The organism is Aneurinibacillus sp. Ricciae_BoGa-3, assembly GCF_028421645.1.
In the GTDB taxonomy this organism is placed as follows: domain Bacteria; phylum Bacillota; class Bacilli; order Aneurinibacillales; family Aneurinibacillaceae; genus Aneurinibacillus_B.
The window spans coordinates 1511310-1524885 of the sequence record NZ_CP116887.1; the positions used below are offsets into that span (position 1 = coordinate 1511310).

Annotated in this window: 9 protein-coding genes and 1 rRNA gene; 6 read left to right on the forward strand and 4 right to left on the reverse strand. The window is 45.1% G+C overall.

From position 1 onward, the window contains the following. The first annotated feature begins 104 nt into the window (after positions 1-104). On the forward strand, positions 105-986 hold the full coding sequence (purU, locus tag PP175_RS07785; protein ID WP_272442213.1) for a formyltetrahydrofolate deformylase: 882 nt from the start codon (positions 105-107) through the stop codon (positions 984-986). A 156-nt stretch (positions 987-1142) separates the two neighbouring features. On the opposite strand, the gene PP175_RS07790 is transcribed toward purU, so the two are convergent. From PP175_RS07790 to PP175_RS07800, 3 genes are read right to left on the reverse strand one after another with little or no spacing between them, the layout of a single operon-like run. Continuing rightward, complete coding sequence (locus PP175_RS07790; protein WP_272442214.1) at positions 1143-2423, reverse strand: diguanylate cyclase; 1281 nt, start codon at positions 2421-2423, stop codon at positions 1143-1145. Between the two features lie 6 nt (positions 2424-2429). After that, complete coding sequence (locus tag PP175_RS07795) at positions 2430-5366, reverse strand: ATP-binding protein (protein ID WP_272442215.1); 2937 nt, start codon at positions 5364-5366, stop codon at positions 2430-2432. Further along, positions 5363-5734, reverse strand: coding sequence for a response regulator transcription factor (locus PP175_RS07800; protein WP_272442216.1), 372 nt, complete (start codon positions 5732-5734; stop codon positions 5363-5365). Before PP175_RS07800 ends, PP175_RS07795 begins: the two co-directional genes overlap by 4 nt. A gap of 440 nt (positions 5735-6174) precedes the next feature. Here PP175_RS07800 and PP175_RS07805 point away from each other — a divergent pair, with 440 nt between their 5' ends. The 4 genes from PP175_RS07805 to mbcS all read left to right on the forward strand — a co-directional run bounded on the left by PP175_RS07805 (position 6175) and on the right by mbcS (position 9767). Next, positions 6175-6834, forward strand: coding sequence for a Crp/Fnr family transcriptional regulator (locus tag PP175_RS07805; RefSeq protein ID WP_272442217.1), 660 nt, complete (start codon positions 6175-6177; stop codon positions 6832-6834). 132 nt (positions 6835-6966) lie between these two features. Beyond that, positions 6967-7143 carry a hypothetical protein gene (locus tag PP175_RS07810; RefSeq protein WP_272442218.1) on the forward strand — a complete coding sequence of 59 codons (177 nt, stop codon included), beginning with the start codon at positions 6967-6969 and terminating at the stop codon, positions 7141-7143. Between the two features lie 78 nt (positions 7144-7221). Continuing rightward, positions 7222-7893 (forward strand): TerC family protein, encoded by a 672-nt coding sequence (locus tag PP175_RS07815; RefSeq protein WP_272442219.1) that lies wholly within the window; start codon positions 7222-7224, stop codon positions 7891-7893. Positions 7894-8180: 287 nt separating this feature from the next. After that, positions 8181-9767, forward strand: a complete 1587-nt coding sequence (gene mbcS, locus PP175_RS07820; RefSeq protein ID WP_272442220.1) for an acyl-CoA synthetase MbcS — start codon at positions 8181-8183, stop codon at positions 9765-9767. Between the two features lie 129 nt (positions 9768-9896). Here mbcS and PP175_RS07825 read toward each other — a convergent pair whose 3' ends face one another. Beyond that, complete coding sequence (locus PP175_RS07825) at positions 9897-11318, reverse strand: branched-chain amino acid transporter BcaP (RefSeq protein ID WP_272442221.1); 1422 nt, start codon at positions 11316-11318, stop codon at positions 9897-9899. Positions 11319-11948: 630 nt separating this feature from the next. Here PP175_RS07825 and PP175_RS07830 point away from each other — a divergent pair. Then, positions 11949-13483 (forward strand): 16S ribosomal RNA (locus PP175_RS07830). Positions 13484-13576 lie beyond the last annotated feature (93 nt).

A 13576-nucleotide genomic window follows, 5' to 3' on the forward strand; every position in this document is an offset into this window, starting at 1 on the left:
CCTAGGAGATGCAAAACTATGAAAATTTTTGAGGGATGAAAGGCATAGGAATGGTATAATGTGAAAAATATAAATATAAAACACATTGTGGAGGATTTATTAACATGAAATCACTTGGTTTTGAGGAGAAATACCGGGGGGTCGCACGCATGCTTATTGGTTGTCCAGATCGGCCCGGAATCGTAGCGGCCATCTCCCGGTTTCTGGTTGATAGTGGTGCAAACATTATCCAATCTGACCAGTATACGCAGGATCCGGATGGCGGAATGTTTTTTATGCGTGTGGAGTTTTTTCTAGAAGATGTGGAAGGAAAGCTTCCTGAACTCCAGCACGAGTTTAGGCCGATTGCCGAACAGTTTAATATGGAGTGGAGAATGACATCCGCAAGTACTCCAAAGAAGATGGTGATATTCGTCTCAAAAGAAGAACACTGTCTGCGTGAACTTCTATGGCAGTGGCAGGAGGGAGATCTGTATGCGGAAATTCCAATGGTAATAAGCAACCATAACCATTCACGCGATCTGGTGGAATCGTTGGGAATCCCCTATCACCATATCCCTGTTACACGTGAGACAAAGGGGGAGGCCGAACGCAGACAGCAGGAGCTGATGAGCGAAAACGTTGACTTTATTGTACTGGCCCGTTATATGCAGATTTTATCGCCTTACTTTGTGGATACATTCCAGAATAAGGTGATTAATATTCACCACTCGTTTCTCCCCGCGTTCATTGGCGGAAGACCGTATGAGCAGGCTTATACGCGAGGTGTAAAAATCATAGGGGCAACCGCTCATTATGTTACAGAAGAGCTGGATGCAGGGCCTATTATTGAGCAGGATGTAATCCGTGTAAACCATCGGAGCGATGCGGAGAACTTAAAGAAAGAGGGTCGCCATATCGAGCGAATTGTACTTGCCCGCGCCGTTAAATGGCATCTGGAAGATCGTATCCTCGTCCACAAAAACAAAACCATTGTTTTTACATAAACGAAAAAAGGAAGATGGAGCCTTGTTCAGCTCTTCTCTTCCTTTTTTAATGTAAACAGAACGGACAGCTTATTAGCTTGCAATGTGCCTCTGTCCTGGCGCTGACTTATTTTCTATTCGCCAGGTTTGCTCTTCGTTAATGGCTGTCATCAGCGATCAGCACTTTTTTGCGGATTTGTTCTCCGTTGTATCATCCTTATCAGAAGCAAGACATATCGTATTTCTTCCTTTGTATTTGGCGAGGTAGAGGGCTTTGTCTGCTTGCTCAATTAAAGTTGGAATGGTATCGATTCCTTCGGAGAGCTGGGAGATCCCACCACTAAAAGTTTGTAAAAAACTAGCCTTCGTGCCTTTAATTTGAGTTTGGCTAAATTTTTCACGGATCCGGGTTAACACAGCAAGTGCTTCATCCTGATCCGTATCAGGTAAAAGGATAATAAATTCCTCACCCCCATATCTCGTTACGATATCCGTCTCCCGCAAATTGTCATTTAAGACCTGCGCAAACGTTTTGAGGACTGTATCGCCGCATGGATGTCCATACGTGTCGTTTACTTTTTTAAAAAAATCAAGGTCAAGGATGGCCAGGGATAACGGAAATGGTTTGCGGGCATGAGCAGAGATGAGCTCATCAAGACGATTGAGCAGATAGCGTCTGTTGTACAGCCCGGTTAGCTGATCACGCATCGACAAAGTACGGTACTTCTCAACGCGCGTTATGAGCGTTTTAATGCGCAACATCAGTTCTTCAAAATGAAAAGGTTTCGTTAAGTATTCATCTGCCCCTAGTTGAAGTCCCTTGTATTTGTCTCCCATATCGGATCTTGCCGTGAGAAAAAGAACCGGGGTCAGCTCGCGCTGTACGTCGCTGCGAATTTGCTGGATGATATCAAACCCGGTGGTTTCAGGCAGCATAACATCCAGAATAATACAATCAGGTTGTGTATCCAGCATGATGTTTAAACCCATCTGCGGGTTAGATAAAATCTCCACTTCGAATCCTGCAGAAGATAGTATCTCATGCATCGAAGCAAGAAGCGTTTCGTCATCATCGATAATTAATATCCGTTTTGGCCTTCCGTCCTCTTCGTTAAATTTCTGCATCTCGGCCACAATATTATTTTCAATGCGCGAAAAATCCGGTGACTGGAGTTCTCCGATCATAGATTGTATAAGCGCATGCAGCGTGTCCAGCATATAGAAGGGCAGGTTGAACTCATCATCCCGCGTAAACATCGAAAGAGCCGTTTCGGCCATATGAGAAAGACGGGGAAGGCCGACGGTGCCGGCTGTCCCCTTCAGGGAGTGAAGGATAAGGTGAGTTTCCTCCATCCATTTCGGTTCCCGGAGAAGACGGCTGGGCTGCATAAGTCGGGAGCTTACCTCATAAAGCTGGGCATAGTATTTTTTTCGAAACATTGATTCTACATGATTCAATAGCGCTCAGTCCTTTACATTTGTAACTTTTTCTGGAATGAAAATATGGGCTTCCCTGTGTGCGGATTCAATCAAGTTGCACACGGTAGTTGTAAGTTTTTCTGCCGGATAAGGTTTAATCAGGTAATCAGCAACACCAAAGCCGAGGCTTTTTTCTTTTTCTTCAAGCGCGCTGGAGATGACGATTGGCATAGGATGCAGTGGTTCTTCTGCTGTTATTTCCTGAATAATTTCCCAGCCATCTTTACCATTACCGAGCATAATATCCAGAATCACTAAAAGGGGGGTCGACTCTTCAATACTTTTCAATGCTTCCTCACCTGTCCGCACGCGTTTAATATCGATTCCTTTTTGAGTTAGCGAATTACCAAGTTCTTCAGCAAGGAAAATGCTTAGGCTTTCATCGTCTTCCACAATTAAAATATGGCCTTTATAAATAGTCTCAGTGGCTGCAGCAGCGGTTTGGTAAGCACTGTCGCTTAACAACGGATGCCCGCCCCACTCGGGCCGGTCCGATAGGGAATCAGCTGCCTCGGCCTCTGAGTAAGAGGGGAGCACGACCGTAAACGTGCTGCCTTCACCGAGTTGGGAATGAACCTGAATGGACCCGTTGTGCGCCTTTACAATTTCAGCACAGATGGAGAGACCGAGCCCTGTTCCACCGATTTTGCGTCTGTCAGAATTATCAACCCGGTAAAACTTTTCAAATAGGTGAGGGATTGACTTCTGCGGTATACCAAGCCCCTGATCCTTTACATGAATGCATAGATCCTGCGGCTTTGTTTCGCAGTTTTCAATAAGAATTCGAATTTCTCCGCCTTCAGGTGAATACTTAACAGCGTTGTTGAGCAGATTGCTGATAACCTGCTGTATTTTCTCGCGATCACCCTGAATCGTATCCCGTTTCGTTTGTAAATCCACTACAATCTTGTGGGAGGGTGATTGATGCATGTCGATCACGTCTTTTACAATGTCACGAATAGCATAGATCGACTTGTCATATTCCTGGTGGCCGGATTCCATCCGCTGCACATCAAGGAAATCGTTTATTAGGTTAGTTAAACGGCGTGCCTCTCTATAAATGGTATTTAAAAAGCGTGTTTGTTTATCCGCAGAGAGCGTTCGTTGCAGCATAATCTCGACAAATCCAAGTATGCTTGAAAGCGGGGTGCGCAGCTCGTGGCTTACCGTGCTGACAAATTCGGATTTCATACGGTCGATCTCATACTCCCTTGTAATATCGCGGCTAACGATAAGCCAGCCCAATGTATCGCCGTTCTCGCTAAGAACATGCCGGTGGTACATGCGCATCACCCTGTGGCTCGGCTCTGTCATCTCAAATACGATTTCTTGTAGCTCGTTCATTTGTCCGCTCATTACGTGGTTTAGAAAAGCAAATACCTCATCTGGATTCTTTATCTTCTTGTGTACAATGTCCTTAATCTCCATACTGCTGTATGCCATCGAGGCCTCAGGAGAATCAAAACCATATATATCGCACCATGCGTGGTTAACGGAGGTAATCACACCTTTCGGATTAATTAGGGCAATTCCCTCAGCGGCAGCGTTTAAGATGCTCTGATGGATGCGGCTCTGTTCCCTTGTCCTGGTGTAAGTTACAGCATTATCGATGGCCAGCGATATCTGCTGGGCAAGTGCCTGCAATTCACTCATTTCCGATTCAGAAAACGTTATTCCTGTTAATCGAGTAAGAACAAGCAGAGCTATTACTTCATTTTCCCTGTTTTTCAGCGGGACGAATACATCGTTGACACTGTAGGAATTGTGATGATCTTGCTCAAGAGGTGAGCAAGGACGGGCAAGCGCTAGAATGCTCTTTTCTGCTATCGCCCGCCCGCTCATTCCACTATATAAACCTGTAAGCATTGTATTTACCTGTTCATCCGCTAAACCTCTGCTAACATGTGTACCCTTCAAGGTTGTAATCATGCCTATCTGCGATGCAGTGAGAGAAAGCATACTGTCTAAAATCTGCACGAGCATGCTTTTCACTTCGATTTCGGTAGCAAGCGACGTGCTGAGCTGGTTGCGGCGGCCGAGCCTGCTATCTTTCTCCATTAACTTTGCAACCGTTTCTTCCAATTCCAGCTGCTGTGCATACAATTCTTCCTGATGGGCAGCTAGTTCCTGATTATGGGACAAAAGCTGGCTTTTTTTGAATTCTAAATCCTTTAACATTTTATTAAATGCCCGCTCTAACTGTCCCAATTCATCGCTGCGATTGAGCGGTGGCACAGGCAAATATTCACCCTTGGCTAGGCGGTTTGCCGCGTTAGTAAGTTTGCTAATGGGACCGCCAATGTCTTTGCCAAACCGGTTTACAATCCAGAAGGAAAGAAGGAGAATCACAGCGAGAATGACTAAGAAACCTCCTAGTGAATCCGTGCGATAGGTTTGATGAGTCTTCTCCAGTTGATTAATCTGGTACGTATATGATGCCATTTGATGATCAAGGTTCGTACGCAGGCCATTAATAAAATTGGTTGCACCATTATCTGAATTTTTCCGTAGTTGTTCGTTGTTATTCGCCTGTGTAAGGCGGATTACCCGCGGTACATTGTCACTATTATAACGCCCGATTCCTTTTTTCATATCTGCAATATATGCACGTTCTCTAGTGTCTAAAGGAAGCAAGGAATACTCGTCGAGGTGGTGGTTCACGTCTCTCTGGCGATCATAGAAATTGTGAAGGAAAAGCGGCGAGCGAATGCCTATGTAGCCCCGAAGTTCCGAAACTTCTGATTCAAAATTATCCTGCACTTGGTTTAAAATATTCCTTTTATTAAGCAGTTCATGCAGTTTATCGCTATAATTGTTTGATTCCTGCAGGTTTAAAAACCAAAAGATACCGGCTAATACGAGAATGGCAGCTTTAGGAATAAGTAAATACATGCGGAGGCGGGTTAAAAGGCTTTTACTCATACAGTTCTTTCCTCAAATATTTCCCGAATAAAAGATAGAAGCTCGATGGGGCTGAAGGGTTTTGCGAAAAAGTAATTGATTCCGGCAGAATCGGCTTTCTCTCTGTCCTCCACTTGCGTTTTGGCAGTCAGCATAACAATAGGAACCGTCTTTCCTGCTGCGCGTATAAGCTGGCACACTTCCAAACCCGTCTTTCCTGGCATCATTAAGTCAAGCAGAACCAGATCATATTCATGGTTTATAATTCTCTCGTAGGCTTCCATTCCATCCTGTGCCTCATCCAATTCATAGTCTGCAACTTCAAGTGTTTCTGTGATGAGCATACGCAGAACCTCTTCATCATCCGCAATCAAAATCCTTGGTAGCATTTAATCAAGCCTTTCTTCCTAAACATTAGTTAATAATTGTTCTCTATAATGTAATATGGAAGAACCAATTTTACCAGAAAAAAAAAGCGCGGGCTTTTTTCTCCGTGCTTTTCGCTGTTTTGTATTCAATTAGTAAGCCAGAAAACCTGTTATCGTCAGGCTTGCTGTGCATGTGCAGCTGCAGCTTTGGATAACGTCTGTATTGCTTTCGCTTTTGTAGGCTGAAGTTGTATATCGCAGAATGGACACTTGTATTCTTTGTTGGTTTCCCTACTAAAGAAATGGTTGCTGCAATTTGTGCAGATTAAATGAATCACTGAATTATCACCTCAAATTTTTCTAATGCTCTCTCTTTATATACCCTCATGCGAAGAAACAAAACAAAAGATAATATGATACACTGAAACCAACATCAAACTTAAAGGAGCGCATGTGAAGAAATGGATCAAAATATCATAAAATTCTTAGCTGAAGTCCCTCTATTTGCAGGATTGCATGCTGAGGACAGGGACAAGGTAGCTTCTGTTATGTCATCGAAAACCATTAAAAAGCGGGAAATTCTATTTAATGAAGGAGAACCTTGCAGTGCTATTTTTTTGATCCAGACGGGACGCATAAAAGTGTATAAAACCACTTGGGATGGGCGCGACCAGATCGTTAATCTGCTCAGTGACGGCGAAATGTTCCCCCATGTGGGTATGTTTGGCGGGAGCCCCTATCCAGCTACAGCGGAGGCGATGGAAGATTGCCGTCTGTATTCGATAAATGTTGAGGAATTAACCCGTATGCTCCTTTCCAATCCAGAGTTGGGGATACGTATGCTGCGTGTTTTTGAGGATAAAATCAGAACCCTTCAATCCAGACTATCCGATGTGCTCAGCAAAGATATGACAGACAAAATTATGAATACCCTTACATCGTTAGCCAGCACGAATGGAATTGATAATCCGGAAGGATGCCGGATTGATATGGAATTAACCCAACAGGATGTAGCCAATCTTGTTGGCACCACACGCGAGACAGCCAGCCGGGTCATAAGTCAGCTTAAGAAAGAAGGGAAAATAGAGTTCGATTCCCGTCATATCATCATAAAGTGGTAAAAATCAGCAGCATTAATCATGAAAGAGATGGCAAAGGAGATAATTGTCGATAAATTCTTTCTTCTTCTGTATTTATTTTTCACGCTTGTCCTGACATAATGAAAGTACGTTATAAAAGAGGGGGCACAGAAAATGGAAAACATGGATAAAAAAACAAAGAAGAAATGGTGGATTGTTCCTTTGCTTTTCATTCTATGGTGCCTTGTCTACACGGCATTAACGTATTATAAGCATGGAGATTCGGTTGTTAAAGTGTCGGCTAATCAACATCAAATGCAGGTTTTTACGAAGGCTTCCGGCAATAGGTAAGCGGTTTCCGGTAAGAAGGCTGTCATAGCGTGTCCTGCCATCGCATAGAATGATTGCATAAAGATGGGGAGGCGGCTTATGGATAGCGCGTTCTGGATTGGATTTGTAAATATTATTATCATTGATATTGTATTGAGTGGCGACAATGCTGTGGTGATCGGAATGGCCAGCAGGCGCCTGCCAAAAGGGGATAGAAAAAAAGCCGTTTTGTGGGGAACGCTCGGAGCGGTTTTCCTCAGGTTTGTGTTGACGGGTTTAGCAACATGGTTTCTTCTTGTACCGTATTTAAAGGCAATAGGCGGATTTATGCTTGCATGGATTTCGTTTAAACTTCTTACCGGTGAAGGAGAAAACGCTTCAGATATTAGGGCGGCTGCTACCCTTGGATCGGCTGTTAAAACGATCATTGTTGCTGATTTCATAATGAGCCTGGATAATGTACTGGCTGTTGGAGGTGCGGCTCACGGGAATTTTCTTCTGGTTATACTTGGGCTGGGGCTGAGCATTCCACTTTTAATGGTGGGGAGCAACACGATTGCGGATTTAATGGACCGCCTGCCTTCTCTTGTGTATATTGGAGCGGCTGTGCTGTCTTACACATCGGGTACGATGGTCATGTCGGAAGAAATGGTGCAGCAATATATCCTTCCTTCATATGCTTATCTGGATTGGCTTGTTCCGCTCTTTTTTGTTGTTTTTATTCTTCTATTCAGCAGATGGTGGCGCCATCACATTGAATCATTTTATTAGTACATAGTTTTAACCTGTGTTCAGACGGCATATGCCGTCTGTTTTTGATGTTTGTGAGCCATCTTTTTAGCCTCATAAATAGTAAAAACATGATCAAGAATATCTGGTTCACAAAAAGGAAAAAAGACTTTTTTATCGAATTATTTAAATAGTAATCGCTTACAGTAGCTTAATCGCCTGGCAGTGGCAGGCATAGGCGAATTGGGCTGAACAGGCTGCACGCATGCAAGAATAAAGCTTATATTGCTATGTACAAGTAAAAACAGAATCGAAGGAGAGGAATTGGAATGGCAGAAGTACAATTATTTGCACCGGAGTATTACAACATGGTTAATGACATTGAAAGGCATGCAGAGCAGCCGGATAAATTGGCTCTGTTATGGGAAGATGAGGCGGGCAATACAAAGCAATACACCTATGGGCAATTAAGTAAGCTTTCTAACAGACTTGCAAACGGTCTGGTTGAATTAGGCATACATAAGGGCGATAAAATTATGATTATTCTCCCACGCCTAGAGCACGCATACATAAGCTATATGGCAGCACTTAAAATTGGCGCCATAATTCTGCCAGGTTCTGAGATGCTCATGCCAAAAGATATTTTGTACAGGGCAACCCATTCACAGGTTAAAGCGATCATTTGCTTCCGGGATGCAACTGATAATGTGGATGCAGTTCGCCAGGATTTCCACTCCCTTAAAACCTTTATTGTTGTTGGAGGGCAAAAGGAAGGCTGGATGCCATTCAATAGTGTAGTGGATGGAAAGGATGAGTGGTTCGAAATAGAAAATACTCGGGGGGATGATATTGCCTTCCTAAACTATACTTCCGGTACAACAGGTAATCCCAAAGGAGTAATCCACACACATAGCTGGGCTTTCGCGCACCAGGCTGTTGCCGCTAAGATGTGGCTGGATGTACATGATGGTGATATTGTCTGGGCCACTGCGGGACCTGGATGGGCGAAATGGAACTGGAGTCCTTTTATCTCTACACTGGGTTCAGGTGCAACAGGACTCTCCTATTTCGGAAAATTTGATGCGAAAAAATACTTATCTCTGCTTGAAAAATACAAGGTAAACGTCCTCTGTTGTACACCGACCGAGTACCGTATTATGGCCAAAGAGGATGGACTGGAAAATTATAATCTGGAGCATCTTCATAGCACAGTGAGTGCCGGCGAACCATTGAACCGGGAAGTTATTGATACATTCAAGAAATATTTTAATCTTACGGTCCGTGATGGGTACGGGCAAACCGAAAATTCACTGATTATCGGGACGCTTAAAGGAATGGAAGTGAAACCAGGTTCAATGGGCAGGCCCGCTCCTGGCAATCGAATTGCTATTATCGATGAGGATGGAAATCCGGTTAAACAAGGGGAAGTTGGCGATATTGCCGTTCACCGGAGTGTGCCGGCGCTGTTTAAAGGGTATCTGAATGATCCAGAAAGAACAGCATCCGCTTTTCGCGGAGATTGGTATCTTACGGGCGATCAGGCGAGGGAAGATGAGGATGGGTACTATTTCTTCGAAGGCCGTTCCGACGATATAATCATCAGTTCGGGTTACACCATCGGCCCTTTTGAAGTGGAAGACGCGCTCGTGAAACATCCGGCAGTTAAAGAATGTGCGGTTGTAGCAAGTCCCGATCCAATTCGGGGAAGCATTGTGAAGGCATTTGTTATTCTCCGTGACGCCAGCGCATCTTCTGATGAGCTTGTTAAGGAACTGCAAGCGCATGTGAAGAACATAACAGCACCATACAAGTATCCGCGGGAGATTGAGTTTGTCGCAGATTTGCCCAAAACAACTTCTGGTAAAATTCGCCGGGTTGAACTGCGCCAGCTGGAAAAGGATCGCAAGGTGAATTAAATATGTTTAAAAACTTGGTACCAAGCTGCACGCGAAGGCGGACAGCCAAAGCTATACTTATGCGGACAGCAAACCATAAAGTTCCTGTACATCAAAAAAGTCTCCGGGGATATCTCCGGAGACTTTTTTCTAAGCGTTAAGTTTAATTTGTTTTTCTCTGTCTTCCTTAGCTAGCAGGCTATTTTTCCGGCCATATGAGAAGTATACAATGATACCGATTATAAACCATACGGCAAATCCTTCCCAGGTTAAAGCAGGCAGGTTGAACAGCAGGTATCCGCAGCTAAGAACGGATAGGATAGGAAGCAGAGGAACCATTGGAACTCTAAAAGCGCGTTTTAAATTTGGCTGCGTTTTCCGCAGAACAATTATACCGATAGAAACGACAACAAAGGCAAACAGTGTACCGAAATTTGTCAATTCAGCCAGCTTGTCGAGCGGTACAAAACCAGCAAAGATTGCTGTAACGACAGCTGTCAGCCAGCTGCTCTTAACAGGTGTCTTGGTGCGTGGATTTACTTCAGACAATGCTTTTGGCAGAAGACCATCGCGGCTGATTGCATAAAATAGCCGGGTTTGGCCGTACATCATAACAAGCAGTACAGTCGTAATACCTAAAATGGCGCCGAGAGAGATAAGGCCGGCAGCCCAATCCTGGTGAACATATTGAAGAGCAAACGCAACAGGATTCTTAACATTTAATAATTTGTAAGGTACGATACCTGTCAGAATACCGGATACTATAATGTAGAGAATAGTACAAACCACAAGGGAAGCGATGATCCCAATCGGCATACTCCGCTGCGGATTGCGCACTTCTTCAGCTGCGGTTGATACAGCATCAAAGCCGATATAAGCAAAGAATACAGTAGCAGCGCCGGTGGCAACTCCCTGAAAACCAAACGGCATAAATGGCGTCCAGTTAGCTGGCTTTACGTAGCCAAATCCTACAAAAATGAAGAGGAGGACAACAGCCAGTTTAATTAATACCATTAAATTGTTAACTCGGGTGGATTCTTTAACTCCGCGAATAAGGAGGAATGCCAGAATAAAAATAATAACGATAGCAGGTACATCCACGACAGTGCCTTTAGCGGGATTATAAGCGCTGGTTATTGCCGTTGGCAGGTGAATGCCAAATCCCGCAATCAGCCCCTGGAAGTAGCCGGACCATCCACTGGCAACAGCAGAAACGGCCAGTCCGTATTCGAGAATCAAATCCCATCCAAGTATCCAGGCAATCAATTCGCCAAAAACAGCGTAGCTATACGTATAAGCACTTCCGGATACCGGCACAGTAGAAGCGAACTCGGCATAGCATAAAGCCGCAAATACACATGCGATTCCGGAAAGAATGAACGACAACACCAATGCTGGACCTGCGTGTTCAGCTGCTCCTACACCGGTAAGAACGAAGATGCCTGTACCAATTATGGCACCAATACCGAGCATCGTAAGATCAAATGATCCTAGCGCTTTACGCAGGCTATTTTCGCTTTGTGACGAATGGGCAATCAAGTCCCCAATGGACTTTTTCCGAAAAAGATTCATAATAATTTCCCCTTGCTAGTAATTAATGTAATAAATAGGCCTTTTAAACTTTAAATTACTGGTGATAAAAAACAAAATTCTGAATTATTGTGTTTCTTTCCTCCCCATGAGTTTTCTGTATCTCTTTAGGCGATTGTAATAAATAAATGTTGATTAGTAAAGTGAAGAATTAGTATTGATAAATTATTTCTATAATTTAGATTGATTAACCTCGTTTTTGGTTATTCCTGGACGAATTAGGATGGCGGATTAAACCATAGATGGTTAGGCCAGACAGTTCCCTCCTCGTATGTTTCTCCACAGGTGAAAAAAACATCCGAATCCGCTAATGATATTTTTTTCTATTATGGAAGAGTAACATAGCATTGTTTTTTTGTCATTTGATGTTAAAGCGGTAGGGCTTTTTCCGGCTCAATGTTTATTAGCATTATGATCTTTTATATTTTTTGTGAAAAGGTATTGACTTAGAAGTTAACTTCGTGATAAATTATAAAGGTCGCCGCTGATTGAGCGATTGACTGATAGAGTTCCTTGAAAACTGAACAGTGAAATGCCAAATGTGCGATTGACCCAGAATTCAATTCTGGATAAAAAGTAAGACCAGCTCGTATGAGCGAACAGCATCGAACCTTTTTGGAGAGTTTGATCCTGGCTCAGGACGAACGCTGGCGGCGTGCCTAATACATGCAAGTCGAGCGGACTTTGGAAAGCTTGCTTTTCAAAGTTAGCGGCGGACGGGTGAGTAACACGTGGGCAACCTGCCTGTAAGCCTGGGATAACTTCGGGAAACCGAAGCTAATACCGGATAGGATGCAGAACCGCATGGTTCTGGATGGAAAGTTTTCGGACACTTACAGATGGGCCCGCGGCGCATTAGCTAGTTGGTGGGGTAGTGGCCTACCAAGGCGACGATGCGTAGCCGACCTGAGAGGGTGAACGGCCACACTGGGACTGAGACACGGCCCAGACTCCTACGGGAGGCAGCAGTAGGGAATCTTCCGCAATGGACGAAAGTCTGACGGAGCAACGCCGCGTGAGCGATGAAGGTTTTCGGATCGTAAAGCTCTGTTGTCAGGGAAGAACCGCCGGGAAGACCTCCCGGTCTGACGGTACCTGACGAGAAAGCCCCGGCTAACTACGTGCCAGCAGCCGCGGTAATACGTAGGGGGCAAGCGTTGTCCGGAATTATTGGGCGTAAAGCGCGCGCAGGCGGTTTCTTAAGTCAGGTGTGAAAGCCCACGGCTCAACCGTGGAGGGCCACCTGAAACTGGGAGGCTTGAGTGCAGAAGAGGAGAGTGGAATTCCACGTGTAGCGGTGAAATGCGTAGAGATGTGGAGGAACACCAGTGGCGAAGGCGACTCTCTGGTCTGTAACTGACGCTGAGGCGCGAAAGCGTGGGGAGCAAACAGGATTAGATACCCTGGTAGTCCACGCCGTAAACGATGAGTGCTAGGTGTTGGGGACTCCAATCCTCAGTGCCGCAGCTAACGCAATAAGCACTCCGCCTGGGGAGTACGGCCGCAAGGCTGAAACTCAAAGGAATTGACGGGGACCCGCACAAGCGGTGGAGCATGTGGTTTAATTCGAAGCAACGCGAAGAACCTTACCAGGGCTTGACATCCCGCTGACCCCTCTGGAGACAGAGGCTTCCTTCGGGACAGCGGTGACAGGTGGTGCATGGTTGTCGTCAGCTCGTGTCGTGAGATGTTGGGTTAAGTCCCGCAACGAGCGCAACCCTTGTCCTTAGTTGCCAGCATTCAGTTGGGCACTCTAGGGAGACTGCCGTCGACAAGACGGAGGAAGGTGGGGATGACGTCAAATCATCATGCCCCTTATGTCCTGGGCTACACACGTGCTACAATGGATGGTACAACGGGCTGCTAACTCGCGAGAGTATGCCAATCCCTAAAAACCATTCTCAGTTCGGATTGCAGGCTGCAACTCGCCTGCATGAAGCCGGAATCGCTAGTAATCGCGGATCAGCATGCCGCGGTGAATACGTTCCCGGGTCTTGTACACACCGCCCGTCACACCACGAGAGTTTGCAACACCCGAAGTCGGTGAGGTAACCGTAAGGAGCCAGCCGCCGAAGGTGGGGCAGATGATTGGGGTGAAGTCGTAACAAGGTATCCGTACCGGAAGGTGCGGATGGATCACCTCCTTTCTATGGAGAATCGGCACACTGGCACTTTCACTGTTCAGTTTTCCAGGAACTTCTTCTTGGAATTGAATACAAAATGAGATACACTAAGTATCT